Origin of the sequence: Agromyces seonyuensis (assembly GCF_009789225.1) — a bacterium.
Lineage (GTDB): Bacteria > Actinomycetota > Actinomycetes > Actinomycetales > Microbacteriaceae > Agromyces > Agromyces seonyuensis.
This window is the reverse complement of sequence record NZ_WSTA01000034.1, coordinates 1-21976: the sequence shown is the minus strand read 5'-3', so window position 1 is coordinate 21976 and position 21976 is coordinate 1. Positions and strand designations below refer to the sequence as shown.

The following is a 21976-nucleotide window of genomic DNA, read 5'->3' as shown; positions in this document are numbered from 1 at the left end:
ATCAGGCCTTCGCGATGGCCTTGATCTGCTTCTTCGCCGCCTTCTCGACGAGCACGGGCACGAAGTCGCGCACGGGCTTGCCGTCGAACTCGTGATGCTCGGTGCGGACGATGCGCTCCACCTCGGCGCGATCGACCTCGGGGTACTTGGTCGCCAGCCGTTCGACGACATCGGCGACGCTGCGCGCCTCGCCGTCATCGGAGAGCGATGCGGACTCGTGCAGACCGGCGGGGGACTGGGCGGGATCCTCGGATGCCATGGCTCCAGTGTGCACCCCGCGGGCCCGGCGACGACGATCCGTTTCAGACTCACCGCGGGTTCCCTGCTGCGGGTGCGTACGACGAAGCCCCGCGTCCCTGCGGGTGCAGGGGACGCGGGGCGTCGAGGGGTGCGAGTCCGGGTCGCGAAGGGGGCTCAGCGCAGCCGCTTCCGGTAGACCGCCATGGCCCAGACGAAGGCGACGACGAGGATGCCGACGAGCCACGCGAGTGCGACCCACAGGTCGGACTCGACGGGCTGCCCCGCGAACAGGGCCCGCAGCGAGTCGACGATCGAGGTCACCGGCTGGTTCTCGGCGAACCAGGCCACCGGGCCCGGCATCGACTCGGTCGGCACGAACGCCGAGCTGATGAACGGCAGGAAGATCAGCGGGTAGCTGAACGCGCTCGCGCCGTCCACGGTCTTGGCCGAGAGGCCGGCCACGACGGCCAGCCACGTCAGGGCGAGCGTGAAGAGCACCAGGATGCCGACCACGCCGAGCCAGGCGCCGAAGCTCGCACCGGTGCGGAAGCCCATCAGGAAGGCGACGCCGATGACGATCGCGAGCGAGACGAGGTTCGCGACGAGCGAGGTGAGCACGTGGCCCCAGAGGATGCTCGATCGGCCGACCGGCATCGACTGGAACCGTTCGACGATGCCGCCCTGGAGGTCGAGGAACAGCCGGTAGGCCGTGTACGCGACGCCCGAGGCGACGGTGATGAGCAGGATGCCCGGGAGCAGGTAGTTCACGTACGACTCGCCGGACCCGGTCTGGATGGCGCCGCCGAGGACGTACACGAACAGCAGCATCAGGGCGACCGGCGTGACGGCCGTCGTGATGATGGTGTCGGGGCTGCGCAGGATGTGGCGCAGGGAGCGGCCCGTGAGGACCGAGGTGTCGCTCAGGACGTGTGCGACGGACATCAGGACTCCTTCCCGGCCGAGGCGGACTCGGCCGTGTCGTTCGCCGCCGCTTCGGTGTCGCCCGTCTCGCCGACGAGGGCGAGGAAGACGTCTTCGAGGCTCGGCTGCTTCTCGACGTACTCGACCTGCGCCGGCGGGAGCAGGCGCTTGAGCTCGTCGAGTGTGCCGTTCTGGATGATGCGACCCCGGTGCAGGATCGCGATGCGGTCGGCGAGCTGCTCGGCCTCATCGAGGTACTGCGTCGTCAGCAGCACCGTGGTGCCGCCGTCGGCGAGCCGCTGGACCGTCTTCCAGACCTCGTTGCGGGCCTGCGGGTCGAGGCCCGTGGTCGGCTCGTCGAGGAAGATGACGGGCGGGTCGCCGATGAGGCTCATGGCGATGTCGAGCCGACGGCGCATGCCGCCGGAGTAGGTGCCGGCCCGGCGTTTGCCGGCCTCGACGAGGTCGAAGCGGGCGAGCAGGTCGTCGGCGATGCCGCCGGCGTTCGGCAGATGCCGGAGCTTCGCGACGAGCACGAGGTTCTCGCGCCCGGTCAGCACCTCGTCGACGGCGGCGAACTGCCCCGTGAGGCTGATCGACTCGCGGACGTCGCCGGCTCGGCCGGCCACGTCGAAGCCGTGCACCTCGGCGGTGCCGGCATCGGCTTGCAGGAGCGTCGCCAGGATCTTCACGAGGGTCGTCTTGCCGGCGCCGTTGGAGCCGAGCAGAGCGAAGATCGTGCCCGGTGCGACGTCGAAGTCGACGCCCTGCAGCACGTGCAGGTCGTTGTAGGACTTCTCGATGCCCTGCACCCGGATGGCGGGTGCGACTGCGGTCGTCATCGTTCCTCCTCGTCTTCGGGGGCCGTGCCCTCGAGTCCCTTGATGGTGTCGGTGAGGCGGTTGCGCTCCTTGTCGATCCAGCGCTTGCCGGCGTACGCAGCGGCGAAGGCCTCGGCGAACTCGACGGGGTCGTCGCCGACGATGTCCTGGACGGGCGTCCGATCGGCGGCGGCGCGCTCCCACAGGTCGGCGAAGTCGCCGAGCATGGTCATCATCACGGCGGGGTCGCCGTCGGTGATGCCGCCGTTGACCATGAGGTAGCGCTCGAAGGCCTTCGCGGCCGAGCCGTAGGGCTCGGGCAGGGCCTTGATTCGGGCCTGGTACTGCCGGTACGCCTTCTTGTCCTCGAGCGATCCGGTGAGCAGTTCGTACCACTTGGCGGCCATGTCAGTTCTCCTTCTCGTGCAGCTGTTCGATGCGGTCGGCGAGGAACGTCCAGTTCCCCCAGAATTCGGCGAGGTCGGCGCGACCCCGCTCGTTGAGCGTGTAGACCTTGCGCGGCGGGCCCTTCTCGGACGGGACCTTCTCGACGTCGACGAGCCCGCGCTGTTCGATGCGGACCAGGAGGGCGTAGACGGTGCCCTCGACGATGTCGGTGAAGCCCTGCTCGCGGAGCCGCGCGGTGATCTCGTAGCCGTAGGCCGGCCGGGTCGCGAGGATCGCGAGCACGATGCCCTCGAGGGTGCCCTTGAGCATCTCGGTCAGTTGCTTTCCCACGTGCATCCCCTCTCTCATTCGGTACTCGGTGTCGCTGGTATTCGGTGTTGCTGAGTACCACTAGAGAGTGACACAGAGTACCGGTACTTGGCAAGACCGAATACCGGTATTCAGTGAAATTGAGTACCGAACGTCCGCCCGGCCCGCTGCTCGTAGGCTGAAGCGATGGATGCCTGTGCTGCGCTCGCCGATTCGATCGACCGGATCGCGGGGCGCGGGCTCGACGATCGGCGCTTCCTGAAGGAGCTCGGCCGCATCGGCGGCGTCGGCCGCGGACCGCGCTGGGTCACGGATGCCGCGAGCGGCGGCAGCAACCGGCTCCGCGGGCGCGGCTTCGCGGCCGACTACGACGACGACACCGACGGGCAGGCGCGCCACTTCGCCGGCACGGTCGCGGTGACCGTGCGGCTCGGCGCCGGTCCCGCCCGCTGGCTGACCCGGTACGTGCTGCGGGATGCCCCCGACACCGCCGACGGCCGGCTCAGCGCCGTCGCGATCGAGTTCGCCGGGCTCGTGGGCGCCGGCGAACTCGCGCAGGCGGATGCCGCGGCGTGGGTCCGCGCCCGCATCTGCGGCGCCGCGCTCGACCGGCCCGGTGCCGATCGGCCTCCGGCCGATCGACCCGTCGCCCCGTGACATCCGCCTCCGTCCGCGGAGGCTGGATCCATGGCCGTTGACCGGGGGCCTGACCGGCCGGCGACGTGACTACCGGTCGACGCCGGAGGGTGCGTCAATGCCGTCTCTGGACCCAATGATCTCCGCCTGAGGCAGCGCCTCGCTTATACGGGTCCGTTCGGCGTCGGTCAAGTGCAACTCGGCTGCGTGGGCGTTCTCGTCAAGACGTGAACGATGGCGGGTGCCCGGGATCGGAACGACACCCTCCGAGATGACCCAGGCCAGTGCGATCTGAGCGACAGTCGCTCCGTGCTCGCTCGCCAGTACCTCGAGATGGTCGACAAGACGACGATTTGCCGCGAAGGCGTCCGGTTGGAAACGGGGGAGACCGCGACGTGCGTCGTCGGGGGAGAGCTCGTCGAGCGAGCGGATGCCGTCAGTGAGCGTCCCACGCCCCAGCGGCGAAAATCCTACGATGCCGATACCCAGTTCGTCGGCGGTGGCCTTCTCGTTGTTGTGGAGCATGTCTCGCGCGAAGAGCGAGAACTCCGACTGTACGGCCGCGATCGGGTGCACCGCTTGTGCGCGGCGAAGGGTGCCGGCAGACGCCTCCGAGAGCCCGATATGGCGAACCTTGCCAGCTCTCACCAATTCGGCCAGGCCGCCGACACTCTCTTCGATCGGAACGTTGGGATCGACGCGGTGGAGATAGTAGAGGTCGATCACGTCCATGCCGAGATGGCGAAGCGAGCGCTCAGCGGCCCGCCGGATGTACTCGGGCGTTCCGTTCCGCCCGCGAATAGTGCCATCGTCGTCCATTTCTGCGGACGCTTTCGTGGCGATGATGACTTCGTCTCGTCGGTTGCCGAGTGCACGACCGATGAGCTTCTCGTTTTCGAACGGCCCGTAGGCTTCGGCGGTGTCGATGAAATTGACACCGATGTCGAGCGCGTGACGCAACGTGGCAATGGCTTCGGTCTCGTCAGTGGGTCCGTAGTAGGCGCTCATTCCCATCGCGCCGAGACCGATCGCCGACACGTGGAGGCCGTCTCCGAGGGGTAACGATCTCATCTCTCTGTCCTTCCGCTGTCTACTTCTCTTGTTGCTGGGCCGACCGCTTCGCGATAGGCGCTGATCTTCGTATCGAGTGCTTCGAGATGCCGCATCGTGCGGGCGAGTTCCTCGACCACGCGTTGCCGGTGAGATTCGAGCACGACGAGGCGTTCCCTCTCCGTGCCCTCGGCACGCGACAGCTCGGCAAGCGTTCGCATGTCCGCGACAGACATGCCCGTGTCACGCAGCATCAACAGCCCGCCGATCCACGAGAGGTCCGCAGAGCTGTAGCGCCGACGCCCCGCACCGTCACGGGGGGTGCTGTCGAGCATCAGCCCTTCGCGCTCGTAGTAGCGCAGCGTGTCCGCTCCGAGGCCGGTGAGCCGCGCGACATCACCAATGCCCATGCCGGAATCCGGCACCTCGGAAACGAGAGGAAGTGAAATCGCACTCATGGCCCCATCCTGCGACCTGAAGTGAACTCCATGTCAACTCGAGCGGCGGCGGCAGGTCACGGGAGGAACACGAAACCCGCGATGCGAAGCATGCTGAGCATCGGCAGCAGCATAGGCGCATCGCCCGCCTGCCCCGGCGTTGACGCGATCACCAGGCGCAGGCCCTGCCGGCCCGCACACCTCATCGAAGTGCGCGGCGACGTCACCGGTGGTGAGCCCGCGAGCCTTCGACGACAGCACGATCTGATCGATCCCGTCCAGGCGGCGCTTGCGTTCGGGCACGATCATCGGCTCGGCCGAGCCGTCCCGATCCCGCGGCACCTCGATATTCAGACAGTCCCGCCACACGACCCAGCCCGATGGCGAAGGTCACCGAACCGGCGACTCCCGCATCCTCGTGGCGCGCGACATAGTTGACAAATGACACCGAATAGACTTCGCTGAGCCCATGACCAGGAGGACCCATCCACGAACCTTCCAATCATCATGATCGCCCTGGTCCTCGCGCTCGTTGGCGCGACCGCGGTGCCGAAAGCAGCAATCGCCGCGCCCCATTCCTCGGTCGCGACCATCGTCAGCGCTGACGACACCTCGGTGGCGGTCGGCGCCGGCTTTTGGTTCGCCAGAACAGCCTTCAATGCGCGCTGGGGACCGATCACGTCGTGAAGACCCGTAACTTCGCTGCAAAGCATGTGGTGATCCCCATCGTTGCAATGGGGGCCACCGCCCTCGTTGTATTCCTGTTCTTCCCAATGACGACGAAATCCGGCGTCGTCGTGCTATTGGTCGCGAGCGCTGGCCTAGGCTCGCTCGCGGGCCTGGCCGTCGGGCAAGCCGTGCGTGGGCGACGGTCGAAGCAAAGCTCGAGCCGGCCCCGCTAAATGCCGGCCAAGACACCGCCCGCGATCGTCAAGCAGATCGTCAAGGCACGGTGGCGGCGCCGGCTCGGGCCGGCGCAGATCGTCGGTGAACTCGGCCTGCCGATCTCGACCGTGCACGCCGTCCTCGTGCGCTGCCGCATCAACCGGCTGGGCCGGCAAGCCACCGCCGCCGCTGCGCCGACGAGAAAGCCCTGACCGCCGTGGGCCTATGCCCGTTTCTACGGCTCAGAGACCGAACGTCGCGACGCCCTGCCCGGAATTAGCGCCAGAGCACCGCGATCGCGGCGTTGGCGAGGGTCAGGATGCCGATGAGCCAGAAGATCACCGGCGGCACGGAACCGCTCTTGCGCTGGCGCCCGGCGCCGATGCCGAGGAGCGCGCCGATCACGATGAGGATCGCGAACTTCGTGCCGAGCTTCGCGTAGTCGAGCTCGTACTCGATGCCCCACGGCGCCGCCAGCACGAGGCCGGCGACGGCGGCGACGGCGAGACCCCAGTTCATGACCCGAGTGATGCCGCGCTTGCCGTTGACGAGTTCGACGATCCACGAGCCGAAGAGCATCGCGAATCCGATGAGGTGCACGAGCAGGACGATGCCGCGGAGGAGTTCCATGCCCTCAAACTAGCGCTCGGGCTCAGCTGATGCGTTCGGCGAGGGCCACGATGATGCCGGCCGGGCCGCGGAGGTAGCAGAGCTTGTAGACGTCGTCGTAGTTCGCGACGTCGCGCAACGGTTCGGCGCCGAACCGCCGGAGCCGTTCGAGGGTGTCGTCGAGGTCGTCGACGGCGAACATCACCCGGTGCAGACCGAGCGTGTTGGGCGGCGGGGCCGCAGGCACGGGCGCGGATGCGACGGGGTGGTCGTACTTCGTGAGCTCGAGGCGGCCGTGGCCGTCGGGGGTGCGCATCATGGCGATCTCGCTCCGCACGCCGTCGAGCCCGACGGTCTGGTCGGCGAAGAGCCCCGAGATGGCGGCCCGCTCCTCCAGCTCCATGCCGAGCTCGGTGAAGAAGTCGACGGCGAGGTCGAGGTCGTCGACGACGACGGCGACGTTGTCCAAGCGCTGGATGCCCATAGCGCCGAGCGTAGGTCGCACCGCCGACGTCCGCACCGGTCGGGCGCCGTGCGGGCGGCGCCCCGTGACATCCGCTCGACCCCGGCGCATGCTGGGTCGCATGGCGATCGAGTCGCAGTCAGCGGGGTCGCGGCCCCTTCGGGTGCCCCGGCCCGACGGGGCCGTCGTCGCGGCCGAGGCGATCGGCGATCCGGGGCATCCGGCGCTCGTCCTCGTCGCGGGCGCGGACTGCCCGATGGACTGGTGGCGGCCGGAGTTCTGCGCGGCGATCGCGGGGCTCGGGCTGCGGGTGCTGCGCTTCGACCAGCGCGGCACCGGCGAGACGACGCTCGGCCCGCCGGGTTCCCGCCGCGACGGACTCCCGGTGCTGCTCGGCGACGCGCTCGCCGTGCTCGACGCGATCGAAGCGGCGGACGCCCACTGGTACGGCTTCTCCGCGGGCGGCATGGCGGCGCAGCTCGCGGCGGTGCTGCATCCGGAGCGGGTGCGTGCGCTGACCCTGCAGTCGACCCGGCCGGCGAGCCCGTTCGACCGGGATCCCGACCTGCCGCCGCCGACCGAGCGACTGTGGGCTCGCTGGGCCGAACCCGCACCCGAGCCCGACTGGACGGATGCGTCATCCGTCGTCGAGCACCGCGTCGAGAACGACCGCGCGTACGCGAGCACCGGCTTCGACGAGGACTACGACCGGGCGATCTGGACCGATGCGGTGCGCCGCTCGCCGGGGATGCACCACGACGAAGCGGGGGCCGAGTCGGAGGAACCGACCCCGCGCTGGCGGGAGCGACTCGCCGACGTCCGGGTTCCGACCGCGGTGCTGCACGGCGCCGACGACCCGCTCTTCCCGGTCAGCAACGGCGAAGCGCTCGCGCGCGGGATCCCGGGCGCGACGTTCACCGCACTGCCCGGCATCGGCCACGACCTGCCGCCGGCGGTCTGGCCCGTCGTGCTCGACGCGATCCGGAGGGCCGAGTCGTGAGCACCCGAGACGCGCCCGCGCAGATCGGCGACCTGCCGCCGATCGGCCGACCCGCGAACAGCGCGCTCCTGCTCGCCGGGATCACGACGCTCGAGGCGGTCGCCGCGACCGGCCGCCCCACGCTCCTCGCGATGCACGGCGTCGGACCGAAGGCGATCCGCCTCCTCGATCAGGCGCTCGCCGAGCGCGGCCTCACCTGGCGGGACTGAGCCCGCCCGGCTCACTCCCCGGCACTGCGGGCGTCGACCTGGGCGGTGGAAGCGGGCGCCGCCGCTGGGCGCTCCGGGTCGGCGGACGCCGCGAGACGGCGGAACGGGATGCTCGAGGCGAGGCAGAGCACGACCAGGAGCGACACGTCGAGCACTGCCACCCAGGCGCCCTCGGGGTCGGTCAGCGCGAGGCGGTCGCCGCCCAGGAGCGGTCCGACGAAGAGTGCGCCGATCGCGATGAACCCGAGCGCGAGCACGCCGCAGACCCATCTCGCCCACGTGCGTCGACCGCCGAGCGCGTAGCCGCCCGCGAGGGCGAGGCCCGCGACCATGAACGCGCCGCCGCCGAGCCCCGACGTGAGGAAATCGACCAGCGCCCCGGGCCGCAGCAGCGGGAACACCGCGAAGAGCACGGGCGCCGCGGCGCACCAGCGGAGCCCCCTGCGGGTCGATGGCGAGGTGTCGGGCGGCACCGTCCAGGCCCAGCCGAAGGACGCCCCGATGAGCAGCCCGGGCAGGAGCACGGCGACGAACGTCCCCCACGAGAAGGTCGAGAGGATTCCGGCGATCTCCGACATCCACGCGCGCAGCGCCGCCGCCCAGGCCAGGCCCGAGACCGCGCCGATCGCGACGGCGGCCGCGCGGTTCATGCCGCCACCGCCGAACTCCGGGTCGGGGCGGCGCTGCCGAGCGCGGACCAGCGCACCATCACGACCCCGAGCAGGGCGAAGAGCAGCATCCAGACGGCCAGCACGATGCGCCCGAGCACGAAGCCGCCCGCGAAGAGCGCGGGCAGGATCGGCACGAACACGTAGATCCCGGTGACGAGCACGAGCCAGCGTGCCGCCCCCATGAGCATCCCGGCGCGGATCGTCGCGATGCCGAGCACGACGAGGCCGACCGCGTTGACGAGCGACGCGACGCCGTAGCCCGTGTCGATCCAGGCCGTGTCCTCGGAGGGGTAGACGAGGCCGCTGCCGACGATCGCGACGAGCTCCCACACGGCGAGGCCGACGAAGGCGCCGGCCGCGAGCACGAGGCCGGTCATCGCCAGGGTCCCCCTCCCGGCGAGACCGGCCCGCCAGAACGCCCAGAGCGCGACGGCGAGCAGCAGATGCTGGGCGCAGAGGGCGAGCTGATTCACCACGAAGGCGTCCGCGGCGAAGGGGAAGTTGAAGAGCTCCGCCGGAACCGCCGGCGGGACCACGAGGAGCAGCAGGCCGAGGGCGGCCCCCAGCAGCCCGGCGATGACCCCGATCCAGCCGCCCCGGCGGGCGATCGCGCGCTCGTCCATGACTCCTCCTCGCTCCGACAGGGAGAGGCTAGGATCGCCGCATCCTGCGCGTCATCCGCAGGAACACGCAATTCGCGGGTCGGAGATGCGTACCGAGACGGATCGAGCGGGGCGATCGGCAGTCGGCGTCCGAGCGGCGCAGCGGCTGCTCGAGGTCGCGCGCCGGGACGCCCGCTCGGGGTCGACGGGGACGGCGTGGGCCGCGTGCCTGGAAGCGGCCGCCGTCGGGCGACGCACGGGGGACGCGCACCTCGTCGCGCGGGCGGCCATCGTGCTCGCCGACCACGACCTGCTCGCCTGGCGGACCGCCGCCGAACGGCAGGCGCTCTGCCTCGAAGCGCTCGGGATGCTCGGGCCGTCCGGCACCGGCGACGCGACGACCGCGCAGCTCCGCGACCGGGTCGCCGCGCAACTCGCGTCGCTGACGAGCGGCTGGTCGGTCGAGCCGTCGTCGCCGGTCCGCGCCGCCCTCGCCCCGGACGCCGCGGCCGACCGGCTCGCCCGCGTCCGTGCCGAGCACGCGCACCTGGCCGGCCCGGGAGCCGCCGAGCGCCGACTCGAGCTCGCCGCCGAGTCGGTGTCGCTCGGGCGGGCGGCGGGCGACGACGACGCCGTCGCCTGGGGCGCCCTCTGGGGCTTGGACGGGCTCGTCCGGCTCGGCCGGCGCCTCGAGTTCAACCGCGCGCTCGGCGCGTTCAGCGGGCTCGTCGAACGGCTGGACGTCCCGGTCTGGCGCTGGCGGCTCGCGAACGTGCACGCGGGCCTCGCGCTGCTCGAGGATCGCCCCGACGACGTCGAGGCCGCGCTCGCCGAGGCCCGCCGGGAGGCCGCTGCCGCGAAGGTCCGGTCGGCGGGCTACCTCGACCTCATCCACCGCTCGGCGCTCGCCCAGCGCACCGGCGTGCGGCTCGCCGAGCTCGAACGCGAGGTCGCCGCGGCCATCGCCGACGCGCCCCTCTTCGCGCAGGGCTGGCGCGCGCAGCTGCTCCTCGATCTCGGCCGCACCGAGGAGGCCGTCGCGATCTGGCGCACGCTCGCGCCCCAGCTCGAGGCCCTGCCGACCGATTCCGACGAGTGGTTCGTCGCGACCGCGGGGCACGCGCGGCTCGCGATCGCCGCGGACGACCACGAGGGGGCGGCGGCCGTGCTCGAGCAGCTGCGGCCGTTCGCCGGGCAGCACATCGCCGGCCCCGCCGAGACCCCCTACGGCGGTCCGGTGTCGCTCGTGCTCGCGCGGCTCGCCGTGCACCTCGGCGACCGCGCCGCGGCGGCGGTGTGGGCCGCGGATGCCGTGTCCGATGCCGAACGGATGGTCGCGCCGCACTACGCCGCCCTCGCGCGGGCGCTGCCGATCGAGCGCCGCACCCTCGGTCCGCTCTCCCCGCGGGAGACCGAGGTGGCCCGATGCATCGTCGACGGGGCATCCAATCGCGTCATCGCCGAGGAGCTCTTCCTCTCCGAGCGCACCGTCGAGCAGCACGTGCGGAGCATCCTGCGCAAGCTCGGCGCCCCGAATCGGGCCGCGGTCGCGGGTTGGGTGGTGCGGCACGCGGACGGGCGCTGAGCGGGGTCGCGCGTCCGCAGTCCATCGCCCGTTCCCGGGGGGAGACCCGTGCCGGGCGTCCAGCGAGCGTTGACGGCGGCGAGCGCGGGCGAGGACGCTGGCGCGCATCGGAGTGCGGACGTCGGGCGGCTCGGGGGAGTCGGCGTGCGCCACGACGCTGGAGGCCGTGATGCCGGGTGGTCGGAGATCCGCGTGGGCCGGTGCGGTGGTCGGCTCCGTGCTGCTGCTCGGCGCGTGCTCGGCCGGAGGCTCGCCGGACGCCTCGACCCCGGCCACGGACGACGTGGTCGACGAGGCGACGGCCGAACTCGACGGTCGGCTCTTCTACTCCGTCGCCGAGGAGGGCGACGTGCAGTCGCTCCTCCTCCGCGAAGGCGGTGACGAGTCCGTCGTCGTCGAACCGGGCGTGGCGTGCTGCGTCTTCCGGATCTCGCCGAGCGGCGAGGAGGTGCTCGTGCTGCCGAACTCCTCGAACCACCCGCTCGTCGGCGCGACCGTCCCGCTCACCGGCGGCGATCCCGTGCCGCTGCCGGAACTCGACCCGACGCTCAACGGCGTGGCGAGCGCGTATTCGCCCGACGGCACCCGCATCGCCTACGAGGGCTGGGATGACGGTGATCCCGCCCGCACCGGGATCTACACCGCCGTGGCCGCCGACAGCACCGACCTCGTGCGGGTCACGACGCACGAGGGCGCCGGGCACGACGTGCCGCTCGACTATTCGCCCGACGGCTCGCAGCTGCTGTTCTTCCGGGCGACGCACGACGATCCCGACTACACCGACGGCTCCCTCTGGACGGTCGACGTCGACGGATCGGGCGCGACGCAGCTGACGCCCGACGACGTGCGGCCGAACTGGTGGGCGCGCTGGTCGCCGGACGGCTCGCGCATCGTCTTCGGCGCCGAACGGCTCGCCGACAGCGGGCCGATCTGGACGATCGCACCCGACGGCTCGGACCTCGCGGTCGTGTACGAGGATGCCGACGGCGGCTTCGCGATCACGCCGGCGTGGTCGCCGGACGGCTCGCAGATCGTCTTCGCGCTCGATCCCGACAACGACGAGTACGCCCACCCGGCGAACGAGGTCTACGTGATCCCGGCGGAGGGCGGCGAGCCGGAACTCGTCATCGGCGGGGACGCCTTCAAGCGCTGGTTCACGTGGGTGGACTAGTGCTCACGCATCCAGCAACTCGAAGACCGGATGCCGGTCGGCCTCGGCCGCGAACGCCTCCGGCGGGTCGTCGGGGCCGGCGTCGAACGAGGGGCGGGCGACCGAGGCGACCTGCGCGTAGCGCCGGAGCACCGGACCGGCCTCCTCGGCACCGACCTCGCGCACGGTGAAGCGCCGCCGCGTGCGACCGCGCGCGAGCGTGACCTCGGGATGCGCGCGCACGTTGCGCACCCAGTCGACGACGCCGTAGGGAGCGACGAGCCAGTGCCGACCGCCGACCTCGATCGGGGTGGCGGGCAGCGACCGCGGCTGACCGCTCTTCCGGCCGCGCGTGGTGAGCAGCACGGTCGCCGGGAAGAGCCCGGCCCGGGCGAACTTCGCGACGCCGCGGTTCAGGAACCGGTAGGTCGCGGTGGCGCGGAAGGCCTCGCTCCTGGCGCGGAGCGCCCCGGTGTCCTCGGCCACGCAGCACCTCGTCCCTGCGCCCGACGGGCGCCCGTTCGCGACGGTACCGCCGCTCGCCTGCCGCGGCGCGGAATCCTGGCACAATCGCCGGATGCCCCTGCACGACGACGAGGTCCCGATCGACGCCGAGACGGTGTGGATGCTGCTGCGCCAGCAGCTCCCCGAGGCTGCGGAACTGCCGATCAGCGCGGTCGGGGCCGGCACCGACAACTCGATGTTCCGCGTCGGCGACGACCTCGTCGCGCGGCTGCCGCGCACCCCGGGCGGCGTCCGGTCGCTGCGGAAGGAGCGCGAGCGCCTGCCGCAGCTCGCCCCCGCACTGACGCTGGAGGTGCCCGAGCCGGTGTTCGCGGGAGCGCCCTCGGCGGACTACCCGCTCGACTGGTCGGTCTACCGCTGGATCGACGGGGCGCCGCCGAGCGGGTCATCCGTCGCCGACCAGGCCGCCTTCGGCCGGGACCTCGCCGGCTTCGTCGCCGAGCTCCACGCGATCGGCCTCGGCGGCGCGACCCGCGCCGACGGGCTCTCCTGGTACCGCGGCGGCAGTCTCCGTGCGAGCGCGGCCATGGTCGAGCCGTCCTTCGCCGGAACCCGCGAACTGCTCGGTAGCGAACTGGACGTCGACCGGCTCGAGGCGCGGTGGCGCGAGGGGCGCGACCTGCCCGACTCGGATGCCCCGCACGTCTGGCTGCACGGCGACCTGCGCCCCGGCAACCTGCTCGTGAGAGGCGGTCGGCTGCACGCCGTCATCGACTTCGGGGCGCTCTCGATCGGGGCGCCGGATGCCGAGCACGCCGCGATCTGGGACTACCCGGCCGCGGCCCGCGACGCCTACTTCGGCGCGCTCGACCTGGACGAGCCGACCTGGTTGCGCGCCCGCGCATGGGCGATCGGCGTCGCCGTCATGGGCATCCCGTACTACTGGGGCGCGTTCCCCGAGTTCGTCGCCGAGTGCCGTGCGCGGCTGGAGGCGGTGCTCGCGGCGGAGTGAGCGTCGGCCGGACGAACCGGGCTCAGCGCCCGCCCCGGACGTGCTCGGCCGCTCGGTAGATCGCCTGGATGATCGCGAGCAGCGGCAGCAGCAGGAACAGTCCGACGAGCCCGACGCCGAGGACGTACGCGCCGTACAGGCGCCAGAGCTGCTCGAGGTCGGCATCCTCCTGGAACATCCCGACGACGATGATCGCGCACCCGGCGAGCGCGACGACGAGGTTCAGCACGAGGAGGACGACGAACGCGGGCGGGACGCGCAGCGGCCGACGCGGAGCGGCACGCTGGACCGTCGGCTGCCGGCCGGTCGCCTGCGCGGCGATGCGCTGGGCGCCGGTCGTCGGCGCCGCGGCCGGCTGCGTGAAGAGCTGCTGCGAGGACGTCGCCGCCGCCGGCGGCGTGGCCCCGGGATCGGGCCGGGCGCCCGGCTGCCCGGCCGGTTGCGGCGGCACGGCGGGTTGCAGGGTCGTCGGGTCGATCGGGCGGTCCCGGTCGGTGTTGAACGCGTCCGTCGGCATCGCGGCATCCCTCCTGATCGGCGCTCGCCCGGCGATTGCCGGATGAGAGCACCCTGCCAGCCCTGGGGCCCGCGCCGCCAGGCGAATCGCCCGCGACCCCGAACCCCGCCGAGGACACGCCCGACGTCACGCCGCGCCCGCGGCCGGTGTCTCCATGTCGACGGGCGGAACTCCCGCCCCAGGACGACTGGAGGACACCATGACCACCGCAACCCGGATCCCCACGGCCGAGGTCGACGGCCTGCAGGGGGCGATCGTGAAGTACGCCGCCACGAAGATGACGGGCAAGGTGCCCGACTCCCTCGGCGTGCTGTGGCACCACAAGAAGCTCATGCGCGACACGCTCGGCGTCGGCCGCAAGGTCGAGGCGTGGAAGGAGCTCGACCCGCAGCTCGCCTCGTACGCGGCGATCTCGGCGGCGGCCTTCATCGGCTGCAGCATGTGCCTCGACCTCAACTACTTCCTGGCGCACGACCACGGCCTCGACGAGGAGAAGGCGCGCGAGGTGCCGCGCTGGCGCGAGTCATCCGTGTTCACGCCGCTCGAGCGGAACGTGATGGCCTACGCGGAGGCCGCGAGCCAGACGCCGCCCGCCGTCACCGACGAGCTCTCGGACGCCCTGCTCGCGGAGATCGGCCCGGCCGGCCTGGTCGAGCTGGCGGCGCGCGTCGGGTTCATGAACCTCAGCGCGCGCATGAACATCGCCCTCGGCATCCATTCGGAGGGCTTCGCGGATGCGTGCGGGCTGCCGCCGATCCGGATGCCGGCGTCCGCGTCATCCACCGGAACGACGCCCGCCGACGTAGGGTCGCCCGCATGAGCGAGCCCGTCGCCTCCGCCGGCCCGGCCGACCCGTTCCTCGTGCACCGCGGCCTGCTGTTCACGGTCGCCTACGAGCTGCTCGGGTCGGCGGCCGACGCGGAGGACGTGCTCCAGGAGTCGTGGCTGCGGTGGGCCGCCGTCGATCAGGACGCCGTGCGCGCGCCGCGCGCCTACCTCGTGCAGATCGTGACGCGGCAGGCGCTCAACCATCTGCGCACCCTGTCGCGGCGGCGCGAGGAGTACGTCGGCGAATGGCTGCCGGAGCCGCTGCTCACGAGCCCCGACGTCGCCGAGGACGCCGAGCTCGCCGAGCACCTCTCCATCGCGATGCTGACGGTGCTCGAGACCCTCGGGCCGGCCGAGCGGGCCGTCTTCGTGCTGCGCGAGGTGTTCGACGTGCCGTACGACGAGATCGCGGATGCCGTCGGCAAGTCGCTCGCGGCCGTGCGGCAGATCGCGCACCGGGCGCGCTCGCATGTCGAGGCGCGGCGACCGAAGCTCGAGACCGCCGAGCGGGTGGATGCCTCGCACGAGCACGCCGTCGTCGTGGACCGGTTGATCGCCGCGATGAACGGCGGCGACATGCAGGCCTTCCTGGACGTGCTCGCGCCCGACGTCGTCGCGATCGCCGACGGCGGCGGCAAGGTCGACGGCGCCTCGCGGGTGCCGATCGTCGGGGCGCTGCGATTGGCGCGCTACCTCTTCAACAACATGGCGAAGCTGGATGCTCCGGCGCTCGCGTCGGCCGTCTGGCTGAACGGGGAGCCGGCGATCCGCATCGAGGTCGGCGGGACGCTCGCCGCCGTCGTGAGCGTCGAACTCGAGGGCGGGCTGGTCGGCCGCGTGTTCACGATCGCGAACCCGGACAAGCTCGGGCGGGTGGAGGAGGAGGCGGACGTCGGCCGCTGAGTCGCGCTCAGCGGTGCTTGGCGGCGGTCAGCGGTACTCGGGCGGCCAGACCGCTTCGAAGCGCTCGAAGAGGACGTCGAGCGCCTCGGTCCACTCGAAGCCGCGGGCGGCGGCAACACGCGTCCAGTACCGGCGGTGGCCATCGCGCCAGGACTCGAGGGTGCGCTCGTCCTCGGCTTCGTCGTACGCGAAGGCGGCGTCGACGCTCGTGAAGGGGCCGATGCGCAGTTCGGTGCTGCGCAGGACGACGCGCGGCGCACCGGTCGAGTCGCAGGCGATCCAGTGGCTGCCGATGCGGGGGAGCGGCTGCCCGTCGAGCGCGAACTCGAGCGCGAGGGAAGCGGTGGCCCGCTTGGAGCCGTCGAGCACGAGGGCGAGCAGGGCGTCGGTCAGTTCCGGATGATCGCCGAAGCACTCGACGGACGGCGGCTCGGCATCGGTCGCGACGTCCGGGAAGACGGCGCGGTAGGCCTCCCACATGGCGAGGGCGGCGGCGTGGTCGACGGGGGCGTTGGCGGGGTGCGCGGGTTGGGCGGGGTGCTCGGTATCGGGCATGGGGTCAGTGTGGCAGGGGCGGCTCCAGTCCTCTCCTCCACAGGTCCCGTGTTCTCTCATCGCCGCACAGGAAATAGGCAGATCAGATGCCCTTTCGGAGCCGAATCGTTTGTCGGTGGTGGGTGGTGGAATGGACCCATGAACCCGATCGCTCCGGCACTCGCAGCCGTCTCCGTCGCACCCGCCGGCGCGCGCGGCGACGTTGCCGACCTGCTCGCCGAGCGGCTCGAGGCGATCGCCGCGCTGGAGCGGCGCATCCGATCGGCGCAGGCCGAGCAGTTGCGACTCGTGCGGCTCGCGCACGAGGCGATGTTCGCTTTCGAAGGCATTCGCGGCGACAGCACCGGCAGCGAGCGCGAACTCGCCACTCGCTCGTTCCTCGCCGAGCTCGCGACGACCCTCGTCGTGCACGAGCGCACTGCCTCGCGCCTGCTCGGCGATGCCGAACGGCTCGTCGACCTGCCGAGCACCGAGTCGGCGTTCTCGGCCGGCGCAGTATCGCTCACGCAGGTCCGCAGCGCGATCGAGTTCACGACCGGTGCGGCACCCGAGGTCGTGGTCGCGCTCGATTCGGCCACGGCCGAGCGCGCCCCGCACCAGACCAACACGCAGTTGCGCCGGGTGCTCCGACGGCTCCGCGAACGGCTCGATCCGGTGCCGCTGGAGGAGCGTCGTGAACTCGCGGCGGCGGAGCGACGAGTCTGCATCGAGCCGGCCCGCGACGGCATGGCGTGGCTCAGCATCCTGCTGCCCGCCGAGCGGGCGATCGCGGTGCAGTCGCGCCTCGACGCGCTCGCCGACCGCACCCTGGCCGATGACCCTGACGAACCCCGCACCCGTGCACAACTCGGCGCCGACCTCGCGGCCGAGCTGCTGCTGTCAGAAGCGCTCGACGGCACGTCCGCCACGTCGCCGACTGGGTCGGTCGCGCCGCGCGTGCTCGTCACCGTGCCGGTGCTCACGCTGCTCGGCCTCGGCGACGAGCCCGCCGACCTCGACGGATACGGCCCGATCGACGCCGAGACCGCCCGCCGCCTCGCGGCGCACGCGCCCTCGTTCACCCGCATCCTCACCCACCCCGAGACGGGCGCGTTCCTCTCCTACGACCGCACGACGTACCGCGTGCCCGCCGATCTCGCCGGCTACCTCGCGGTCCGCGACGGCGGCTGCCGCTTCCCCGGCTGCGGGCGTCGCGCCGCGCGATGCGATCTCGACCACACGACGGCCTGGGCCGACGGCGGGCCGACGAGCCATGCCAACCTCGCCCACCTCTGCCGCAAGCATCACCGGCTGAAGCACGAGACCCGATGGCGGATGACGCAGGAGCCGGGCGGCGTCATCCGATGGGACTCACCGGCGGGCCGGGCGATCAGGAGCGAGCCCGAGCGGCCGTTCGCCGGCATCGCCGGGATGACCGGCGCGCTCGTCGAGCCCGCCGCGTGATCCGGGCGGTGCCCAGCGGAGATCAGCCCGCGACCAGCCGGCCCGGCAGGAACGGCAGCGCCGGGGCGCGGTACTCGAGCACCGGCGGATGCTCCGGGGCGAGCACGATCTCCGCCCGACCGAAGCGCCAGACGCGGTTGAAGAGGAAGACGCCGATCGTCGCCGACTCGTCAGCCGGAACCTGCCAGGTGCCGATGCCCCACTGCACCGGCTGGCCGCGTCCGGCGATCACGAGCGTGGGCTTCACGCCCCAGTACAGGGCGAACCAGGGCTTGCGGAGACGCAGTTCGATCCGCCGGGAGGAGGTGCTCATCGTGCCGCAAGGCTAACCGCCCCCGCCGGGCCGGATTCGCCGTCGAGCAGCAGCGACGTACCCCTGCCCTGCCGGTTCCCTGCCGATCCGCCCGGATCGGCGACCGCACTCGCTGCCGGGGCGAGAATGGCCCCATGGTCGAGATCTCAGATGACGACTTCGAGCGCATGGTCGGCGAAGCCTTCGACGCCCTGCCCGACGACATGGTGCGCGGCCTCGAGAACGTCGCTATCACGATCGCCGACCAACCGCCCGGCGAACGGCCGCGTCTGTACGGGCTGTACCGCGGGCATCCATTGACCAATCGCGGGTACTACGGGCTCGGCGAACTGCCCGACCGCATCACCCTCTACAAGAACAACATGGAGGCGCACGCCGACGACCTCGACGAACTGCGCGCCCGGGTTCGCATCACCCTCGTGCACGAGATCGGGCACTACTTCGGGCTCGACGATGCGCGCCTCCGGGAACTCGGCTGGGCGTAGCGACGTGGTCGCAGCCCGGGGTCCGGCTCGTCGCCGCAGGGCGGCGGATGGCGCAGTGCGGGGCGGCCGAGTTCTGGGCAGCCGAGTTCCGGGCGGAGTGCGCCGCGCGGCGGTCGGCGCCGCGCTCGCCGTCGCCGTGGGCGCGCTCCTGACCGGCTGCACCTCGAACACCCCGGCCGAGCGGAGCGCGGAGCCCGAGGCATCCGCATCGCCGTCGTCGGGCGTGACATTCGCGGCCATCGGCGACTCGATCAGCGACGCCGACAGCCCCGATTTCGCGGCCGGGCGGTTCGGGCCGGCATCCTGGGCGAGCGCTGCGACCGCGGAGGGGCTCGCCTTCGCCGGGGGATGGGCCGAGTGGGGCGCGACCACCGCGCAGATGGCGGCGGCGGCGCCCGCCGTCGACGCCGACGTGCTCATCGTGCTCGCCGGCACGAACGACGTCGCGCTCGGCATCCCGTTCGCCGAGTCGGCCGCGAACCTCGACCGCATCGTCGAAGCCGTCGGCGTCGACGAGGTCGCCGTCGTGTCGATCCCGCCGCTCGACCTCGACCCGGCGGGCGTCGAGTCGTACAACGCCGAACTCTCGGAACTCGCGGATGACCGCGGCTGGCGCTTCCTCGACGCTTCCGCGGGCCTGCGCACCGACGAGGGCCGGTTCCGCGAGGGAATGACCGTCGACGGCGCGCATCCGACGGCGGAGGGCGCCCGCGTGCTGGGCGAAGCGATCGCGGCCGGGGTGCTGAGCGGCAAGACCGGGGGATGACGACCGGACCGCGGGCTGAGCGGGCTACGCCCCCTCGTCGAGCAACTCCAGCAGCCGCGTCGCCGTGCGCCACGTGCGCACCGTGACCTGCCGGAACACCGGCATCGCCATGAACTTCTGGATGCGCGTCGTCGTTGCGCGCTCCTTCACGCGCGAGAAGTAGATCGCCCCCGGGCCGGGCGCGACCGCGTCGACGCCCTCCCGCAGTCCCGGCATCTCGGTGAGCACCGCCTCCGCGGTGAGCGGCCCCTTCAAGAAGAACACGTCGCTGCGGAGCTCTGCCGAGCCGTGCCCCTCGGGCGCGCCCGCGATCGTCGCCGCGAACTCGTCGCGCGAGCGCACGAGGGTCGGGATCTCGAACCCGAACCGCTCGCGGAGGGCAGCCTCGATCTCGCCCTCGAGCCGCCCGTCGCCGGCCCGACTCGCCGTGAACAGCACGTTCCCGCTCTGCTGGTGCGTCCGCACGCCGCCGAATCCGGCATCCGCGAAGCAGTCGACGAGTTCGCCCATGGCGACCGGATTGCGCCCGCCGACGTTGAGCCCGCGGAGCAGCGCGACGTACGACGGCATGCGGCACCTCCCGACTCGACGGTAATCCGTGATCGCCGATCACTTCCGTCCCGGGAATCCCGCTCGGGACGATGTGCCCGTCCGAACCGCCGAACCGCCATCGAACCCCGGAAGGTGCCTCCTCATGACCCGCCTCGACCCCGCGTCCGCACAGCCCGCCGCACCGCGGCCCGCCGTGCAGCCCCGTACCGAACAGCCCCGTGCCGAACAGCCGCCGGCCCGCATCCTCGACCTCCGCGTCGCCTCGCGCGCCGCGACCGTCGCCGCGATCGCCTGGCTCACCGAGCCGATCGCCTTCGCCGCGATGCTGTTCAACCCCGCCAACATGGATCCGGAGCAGACGCTCGCCGACTTCCACGCCGGCGGTCTGCCGTTCGCCTACCTCGTCGCCGTCGGCCTCATCGTGTGCGGCGCCGCGCTCGCCGTGCTCACCATCGCGATCGACCGCCAGTACCGCGCCCGCGGCGACTACGGCATCGGCGTCGCGTTCGCGAAGTGGGCCGGCCTCACGGCCGCGACCGCGCTGCTCATCGCCGGCGCGATCGACCTCACCGGCAACGGGCTCGGGGGCATCGCCCTCACGATAATCCCGGATGCCTCGGAGGGCGCCCGCTGGCTCGCCCGGCAGACCTTCATGATCTCCCACGAGGCCCTGCGCCTGACGGCCTGCCTCGCGTTCGCCGCGTGGCTCGTGCTCCTCGCCCGCCGCGGCCGGAAGCTCGGCCTCATCGGACGCGGTGTGGCCGTGACGGTCGTGATCGCCGGCATCCTGATCGCCCTGCCCGGAGCCGCGACCGGTCTGCTCACCGGCATGAACTTCGTGCTGCTCGCCCTCATCCCGCTCGCCGTGGCGTTCGCCCGGCGCTCGCGGCCCTCGAGCGAGGTCTAGTCGGCCGGTCGGCGCACTGTCACAATCGCACCCATGGACGAGGTCCTCCTCCTCGCGAGCCGCCTGCTCCTGCTGATTATCGGAGCGGGCGGCTCGGTCGCGTTCGTCGTCGCCGCCGCGCGGCGGCGCATCGCCTGGCTGCCGGCGGTCGCCGCGGCGGTCATCCTGCTCGGCATCTCCCTCGCCTGGATCGCGCCGGCTGCGTCGTCGGTCGCCGTGGAGCTGGCCTTCCTCGCGGCCTGGATGCTCGGCTTCCCCATGTTCGCCGCGACCTTCCCCGACGGGAGGTTCGTGCCGCGCTGGTCGCTCTGGCTCATCGTCGCCGGAGCGCTCGCGCTCGTCGCCGACCTCGTTCTGGATGACGCGCTGCGCCAGCATCCGGCCTGGGCGATCGTGCCCGCGTCGCAGTTGCTGCTCGGCATCGGGGCCATCGCCTTCCGCTACCGTCGCAGTGCGAGCAGCGAGGAGCGCGAGGCGGTGCGCTGGGTGCTGCTCGGCCTCATCGGCACGCTGGCGGCCTTCCTGCTGATCGGCCTGTTCGAGGGCGACCAGGTCGGCATGGGCGGCGCGGCCTCGGAGGCGCGGGCGAACCTCGCCGGGCTGCCGATGTCCCTCGGGTTCGTGATCGGCGTCGCACGGCCGCGGCTCTGGAACGTGGATGTCGCGTTCCGCGCGACCCTCGTCGTGCTCGGCGTCGGGTGGGGGCTCGTCGGCGCGTTCGCGCTCGCTTCGGCATCGGCCGGGATGCTGGGCGCCGACCCCGTGCCCGCCGCCCGGTGGAGTGCGGCGGCGGTCGCGGCCGCGGCGTATCCGCTGACCCGCGGGGTGCAGCGACTCGCGACCTGGCTCGTCTTCCGCACGCGGCTCGACCCGGCGGCCGCCGTCGTGCGGCTCGGCGCCGAGCTGGACGCCGACGACGCCCGCAGCGTCGCGCAGCGCATCGTCGACGTCGCCGCGAGCGCGACCGGGTCGACGGCGGTCGAACTCGTTGCCGCCTCCGACCGCGACCGCGCGGTCTTCGAGGCCGGCCCGATCGACCCCGGCAGCGCCGCCGAGCCCGGCGAACCCGTTCCCGTGACCTTCCGCGGCGAACTGCTCGCGACCCTGCTCGTCGCCCCGCGCGCCGGGGAGAGCGACCTCGGCGCCCGCGATCGGAGCGCGCTCGCCGCGATCGCCCGGCACGCGGCACCCGCCCTCGACGGCGCGCGCTCGCTGCAGGAGTCGCGCGCGGCGC

The 21976-nt window shown here is 72.3% G+C and carries 30 protein-coding genes and 2 pseudogenes; 15 read left to right on the top strand and 17 right to left on the bottom strand.

Going from position 1 to position 21976, the window contains the following annotated elements; translation table 11 throughout:
• Position 1 precedes the first annotated feature (1 nt).
• The 5 genes from GB864_RS09185 to GB864_RS09165 all read right to left on the bottom strand — a co-directional run bounded on the left by GB864_RS09185 (position 2) and on the right by GB864_RS09165 (position 2720).
• Positions 2–259, bottom strand: coding sequence for a three-helix bundle dimerization domain-containing protein (locus GB864_RS09185; RefSeq protein WP_202107110.1), 258 nt, complete (start codon positions 257–259; stop codon positions 2–4).
• 155 nt (positions 260–414) lie between these two features.
• Complete coding sequence (locus GB864_RS09180; RefSeq protein WP_160424287.1) at positions 415–1182, bottom strand: ABC transporter permease; 768 nt, start codon at positions 1180–1182, stop codon at positions 415–417.
• Complete coding sequence (locus GB864_RS09175) at positions 1182–2003, bottom strand: ABC transporter ATP-binding protein (protein ID WP_160424286.1); 822 nt, start codon at positions 2001–2003, stop codon at positions 1182–1184. Before GB864_RS09175 ends, GB864_RS09180 begins: the two co-directional genes overlap by 1 nt.
• Entirely contained in the window at positions 2000–2389 is a 390-nt protein-coding gene (locus tag GB864_RS09170) for a DUF1048 domain-containing protein (RefSeq protein WP_160424284.1), read from the bottom strand. Before GB864_RS09170 ends, GB864_RS09175 begins: the two co-directional genes overlap by 4 nt.
• Before the next feature lies 1 nt (position 2390).
• A complete protein-coding gene (locus tag GB864_RS09165) occupies positions 2391–2720 on the bottom strand; it encodes a helix-turn-helix transcriptional regulator (RefSeq protein ID WP_160424282.1) in 330 nt (109 codons plus the stop codon).
• Positions 2721–2885: 165 nt separating this feature from the next.
• On the opposite strand from GB864_RS09165, the gene GB864_RS09160 reads away from it, so the two are divergent.
• A complete protein-coding gene (locus GB864_RS09160; protein ID WP_202107108.1) occupies positions 2886–3356 on the top strand; it encodes a hypothetical protein in 471 nt (156 codons plus the stop codon).
• Between the two features lie 69 nt (positions 3357–3425).
• Here the strand turns inward: GB864_RS09160 and GB864_RS09155 are convergent, their stop codons facing one another.
• The 3 genes and pseudogenes from GB864_RS09155 to GB864_RS09145 form a co-directional block, all read right to left on the bottom strand.
• Entirely contained in the window at positions 3426–4406 is a 981-nt protein-coding gene (locus GB864_RS09155) for an aldo/keto reductase (RefSeq protein ID WP_160424280.1), read from the bottom strand.
• Entirely contained in the window at positions 4403–4843 is a 441-nt protein-coding gene (locus GB864_RS09150; RefSeq protein WP_236779014.1) for a MerR family transcriptional regulator, read from the bottom strand. Before GB864_RS09150 ends, GB864_RS09155 begins: the two co-directional genes overlap by 4 nt.
• 171 nt (positions 4844–5014) lie before the next feature.
• Positions 5015–5176, bottom strand: a pseudogene (locus GB864_RS09145) (transposase); the annotation flags it as partial.
• A 153-nt stretch (positions 5177–5329) separates the two neighbouring features.
• Between GB864_RS09145 and GB864_RS09140 the strand changes: the two are divergent.
• Positions 5330–5509: a hypothetical protein gene (locus GB864_RS09140; protein WP_160424278.1), complete on the top strand. Its 180-nt coding sequence runs from the start codon at positions 5330–5332 to the stop codon at positions 5507–5509.
• 197 nt (positions 5510–5706) lie between these two features.
• Positions 5707–5913: pseudogene (locus tag GB864_RS09135) on the top strand (IS481 family transposase); the annotation flags it as partial.
• 70 nt (positions 5914–5983) lie between these two features.
• On the opposite strand, the gene GB864_RS09130 reads toward GB864_RS09135, so the two are convergent.
• Positions 5984–6337, bottom strand: coding sequence for a Fe-S protein (locus GB864_RS09130; protein WP_160424276.1), 354 nt, complete (start codon positions 6335–6337; stop codon positions 5984–5986).
• A gap of 22 nt (positions 6338–6359) precedes the next feature.
• Positions 6360–6800, bottom strand: a complete 441-nt coding sequence (locus tag GB864_RS09125; protein WP_202107107.1) for a VOC family protein — start codon at positions 6798–6800, stop codon at positions 6360–6362.
• Between the two features lie 100 nt (positions 6801–6900).
• Between GB864_RS09125 and GB864_RS09120 the strand changes: the two genes are divergently transcribed.
• Positions 6901–7779, top strand: a complete 879-nt coding sequence (locus tag GB864_RS09120) for an alpha/beta fold hydrolase (protein WP_160424274.1) — start codon at positions 6901–6903, stop codon at positions 7777–7779.
• Positions 7776–7988, top strand: coding sequence for a helix-hairpin-helix domain-containing protein (locus tag GB864_RS09115; RefSeq protein ID WP_160424272.1), 213 nt, complete (start codon positions 7776–7778; stop codon positions 7986–7988). Before GB864_RS09120 ends, GB864_RS09115 begins: the two co-directional genes overlap by 4 nt.
• Before the next feature lie 11 nt (positions 7989–7999).
• On the opposite strand, the gene GB864_RS09110 is transcribed toward GB864_RS09115, so the two are convergent.
• Both GB864_RS09110 and GB864_RS09105 read right to left on the bottom strand, forming a co-directional pair.
• Positions 8000–8638: a hypothetical protein gene (locus GB864_RS09110; protein WP_160424270.1), complete on the bottom strand. Its 639-nt coding sequence runs from the start codon at positions 8636–8638 to the stop codon at positions 8000–8002.
• Complete coding sequence (locus tag GB864_RS09105) at positions 8635–9282, bottom strand: V-type ATP synthase subunit I domain-containing protein (RefSeq protein WP_160424268.1); 648 nt, start codon at positions 9280–9282, stop codon at positions 8635–8637. Before GB864_RS09105 ends, GB864_RS09110 begins: the two co-directional genes overlap by 4 nt.
• 85 nt (positions 9283–9367) lie before the next feature.
• Between GB864_RS09105 and GB864_RS09100 the strand changes: the two genes are divergently transcribed.
• Together GB864_RS09100 and GB864_RS09095 are read left to right on the top strand one after the other, a co-directional pair.
• Positions 9368–10846, top strand: a complete 1479-nt coding sequence (locus tag GB864_RS09100; protein ID WP_202107106.1) for a helix-turn-helix transcriptional regulator — start codon at positions 9368–9370, stop codon at positions 10844–10846.
• A 166-nt stretch (positions 10847–11012) separates the two neighbouring features.
• On the top strand, positions 11013–12017 hold the full coding sequence (locus GB864_RS09095; RefSeq protein ID WP_160424264.1) for a TolB family protein: 1005 nt from the start codon (positions 11013–11015) through the stop codon (positions 12015–12017).
• A gap of 3 nt (positions 12018–12020) precedes the next feature.
• Here GB864_RS09095 and GB864_RS09090 read toward each other — a convergent pair whose 3' ends face one another.
• Complete coding sequence (locus tag GB864_RS09090; RefSeq protein WP_160424262.1) at positions 12021–12482, bottom strand: nitroreductase family deazaflavin-dependent oxidoreductase; 462 nt, start codon at positions 12480–12482, stop codon at positions 12021–12023.
• 91 nt (positions 12483–12573) lie between these two features.
• Between GB864_RS09090 and GB864_RS09085 the strand changes: the two genes are divergently transcribed.
• On the top strand, positions 12574–13473 hold the full coding sequence (locus GB864_RS09085; protein ID WP_160424260.1) for an aminoglycoside phosphotransferase family protein: 900 nt from the start codon (positions 12574–12576) through the stop codon (positions 13471–13473).
• Positions 13474–13495: 22 nt separating this feature from the next.
• On the opposite strand, the gene GB864_RS09080 is transcribed toward GB864_RS09085, so the two are convergent.
• Positions 13496–13990: a hypothetical protein gene (locus tag GB864_RS09080; protein WP_160424258.1), complete on the bottom strand. Its 495-nt coding sequence runs from the start codon at positions 13988–13990 to the stop codon at positions 13496–13498.
• Between the two features lie 199 nt (positions 13991–14189).
• On the opposite strand from GB864_RS09080, the gene GB864_RS09075 reads away from it, so the two are divergent.
• Together GB864_RS09075 and sigJ are read left to right on the top strand one after the other, a co-directional pair.
• Entirely contained in the window at positions 14190–14810 is a 621-nt protein-coding gene (locus tag GB864_RS09075) for a carboxymuconolactone decarboxylase family protein (protein WP_160424256.1), read from the top strand.
• Positions 14807–15721 carry an RNA polymerase sigma factor SigJ gene (gene sigJ, locus GB864_RS09070; RefSeq protein ID WP_160424254.1) on the top strand — a complete coding sequence of 305 codons (915 nt, stop codon included), beginning with the start codon at positions 14807–14809 and terminating at the stop codon, positions 15719–15721. Before GB864_RS09075 ends, sigJ begins: the two co-directional genes overlap by 4 nt.
• A gap of 27 nt (positions 15722–15748) precedes the next feature.
• On the opposite strand, the gene GB864_RS09065 is transcribed toward sigJ, so the two are convergent.
• Positions 15749–16276, bottom strand: a complete 528-nt coding sequence (locus tag GB864_RS09065; RefSeq protein WP_236779012.1) for an ASCH domain-containing protein — start codon at positions 16274–16276, stop codon at positions 15749–15751.
• A 138-nt stretch (positions 16277–16414) separates the two neighbouring features.
• Here GB864_RS09065 and GB864_RS09060 point away from each other — a divergent pair, with 138 nt between their 5' ends.
• The gene (locus GB864_RS09060; protein WP_160424253.1) at positions 16415–17719 is read left to right on the top strand and encodes an HNH endonuclease; all 1305 of its coding nucleotides are present in this window, start codon (positions 16415–16417) and stop codon (positions 17717–17719) included.
• A gap of 22 nt (positions 17720–17741) precedes the next feature.
• Here GB864_RS09060 and GB864_RS09055 read toward each other — a convergent pair whose 3' ends face one another.
• Positions 17742–18032 (bottom strand): hypothetical protein, encoded by a 291-nt coding sequence (locus GB864_RS09055; RefSeq protein WP_160424251.1) that lies wholly within the window; start codon positions 18030–18032, stop codon positions 17742–17744.
• Positions 18033–18166: 134 nt separating this feature from the next.
• Here GB864_RS09055 and GB864_RS09050 point away from each other — a divergent pair, with 134 nt between their 5' ends.
• Positions 18167–18517 (top strand): metallopeptidase family protein, encoded by a 351-nt coding sequence (locus GB864_RS09050; RefSeq protein ID WP_160424249.1) that lies wholly within the window; start codon positions 18167–18169, stop codon positions 18515–18517.
• Between the two features lie 97 nt (positions 18518–18614).
• Positions 18615–19283, top strand: coding sequence for a GDSL-type esterase/lipase family protein (locus GB864_RS09045; RefSeq protein WP_160424247.1), 669 nt, complete (start codon positions 18615–18617; stop codon positions 19281–19283).
• Between the two features lie 24 nt (positions 19284–19307).
• On the opposite strand, the gene GB864_RS09040 is transcribed toward GB864_RS09045, so the two are convergent.
• Positions 19308–19853: a DUF1697 domain-containing protein gene (locus GB864_RS09040; protein WP_160424245.1), complete on the bottom strand. Its 546-nt coding sequence runs from the start codon at positions 19851–19853 to the stop codon at positions 19308–19310.
• Between the two features lie 124 nt (positions 19854–19977).
• Between GB864_RS09040 and GB864_RS09035 the strand changes: the two genes are divergently transcribed.
• Positions 19978–20742, top strand: a complete 765-nt coding sequence (locus tag GB864_RS09035; protein WP_160424243.1) for a hypothetical protein — start codon at positions 19978–19980, stop codon at positions 20740–20742.
• 33 nt (positions 20743–20775) lie between these two features.
• Positions 20776–21976 (top strand): YfhO family protein (locus GB864_RS09030; RefSeq protein ID WP_160424241.1); only part of this gene is annotated, 1201 nt, incomplete at its 3' end.

Coding starts and splice junctions, on each gene's coding strand:
- GB864_RS09060 (WP_160424253.1), top strand. CDS start 16,415: ATGAACCCGATCGCTCCGGCACTCGCAGCCGTCTCCGTCGCACCCGCC.
- GB864_RS09100 (WP_202107106.1), top strand. CDS start 9,368: ATGCGTACCGAGACGGATCGAGCGGGGCGATCGGCAGTCGGCGTCCGA.
- GB864_RS09175 (WP_160424286.1), bottom strand. CDS start 2,003: ATGACGACCGCAGTCGCACCCGCCATCCGGGTGCAGGGCATCGAGAAG.
- GB864_RS09055 (WP_160424251.1), bottom strand. CDS start 18,032: ATGAGCACCTCCTCCCGGCGGATCGAACTGCGTCTCCGCAAGCCCTGG.
- GB864_RS09065 (WP_236779012.1), bottom strand. CDS start 16,276: ATGCCCGATACCGAGCACCCCGCCCAACCCGCGCACCCCGCCAACGCC.
- GB864_RS09040 (WP_160424245.1), bottom strand. CDS start 19,853: ATGCCGTCGTACGTCGCGCTGCTCCGCGGGCTCAACGTCGGCGGGCGC.
- GB864_RS09050 (WP_160424249.1), top strand. CDS start 18,167: ATGGTCGAGATCTCAGATGACGACTTCGAGCGCATGGTCGGCGAAGCC.
- GB864_RS09125 (WP_202107107.1), bottom strand. CDS start 6,800: ATGGGCATCCAGCGCTTGGACAACGTCGCCGTCGTCGTCGACGACCTC.
- GB864_RS09150 (WP_236779014.1), bottom strand. CDS start 4,843: ATGAGTGCGATTTCACTTCCTCTCGTTTCCGAGGTGCCGGATTCCGGC.
- GB864_RS09180 (WP_160424287.1), bottom strand. CDS start 1,182: ATGTCCGTCGCACACGTCCTGAGCGACACCTCGGTCCTCACGGGCCGC.
- GB864_RS09105 (WP_160424268.1), bottom strand. CDS start 9,282: ATGGACGAGCGCGCGATCGCCCGCCGGGGCGGCTGGATCGGGGTCATC.
- GB864_RS09075 (WP_160424256.1), top strand. CDS start 14,190: ATGACCACCGCAACCCGGATCCCCACGGCCGAGGTCGACGGCCTGCAG.
- GB864_RS09085 (WP_160424260.1), top strand. CDS start 12,574: ATGCCCCTGCACGACGACGAGGTCCCGATCGACGCCGAGACGGTGTGG.
- GB864_RS09170 (WP_160424284.1), bottom strand. CDS start 2,389: ATGGCCGCCAAGTGGTACGAACTGCTCACCGGATCGCTCGAGGACAAG.
- GB864_RS09110 (WP_160424270.1), bottom strand. CDS start 8,638: ATGAACCGCGCGGCCGCCGTCGCGATCGGCGCGGTCTCGGGCCTGGCC.
- GB864_RS09160 (WP_202107108.1), top strand. CDS start 2,886: ATGGATGCCTGTGCTGCGCTCGCCGATTCGATCGACCGGATCGCGGGG.
- GB864_RS09130 (WP_160424276.1), bottom strand. CDS start 6,337: ATGGAACTCCTCCGCGGCATCGTCCTGCTCGTGCACCTCATCGGATTC.
- GB864_RS09120 (WP_160424274.1), top strand. CDS start 6,901: ATGGCGATCGAGTCGCAGTCAGCGGGGTCGCGGCCCCTTCGGGTGCCC.
- GB864_RS09080 (WP_160424258.1), bottom strand. CDS start 13,990: ATGCCGACGGACGCGTTCAACACCGACCGGGACCGCCCGATCGACCCG.
- GB864_RS09140 (WP_160424278.1), top strand. CDS start 5,330: ATGATCGCCCTGGTCCTCGCGCTCGTTGGCGCGACCGCGGTGCCGAAA.
- GB864_RS09155 (WP_160424280.1), bottom strand. CDS start 4,406: ATGAGATCGTTACCCCTCGGAGACGGCCTCCACGTGTCGGCGATCGGT.
- sigJ (WP_160424254.1), top strand. CDS start 14,807: ATGAGCGAGCCCGTCGCCTCCGCCGGCCCGGCCGACCCGTTCCTCGTG.
- GB864_RS09035 (WP_160424243.1), top strand. CDS start 19,978: ATGACCCGCCTCGACCCCGCGTCCGCACAGCCCGCCGCACCGCGGCCC.
- GB864_RS09185 (WP_202107110.1), bottom strand. CDS start 259: ATGGCATCCGAGGATCCCGCCCAGTCCCCCGCCGGTCTGCACGAGTCC.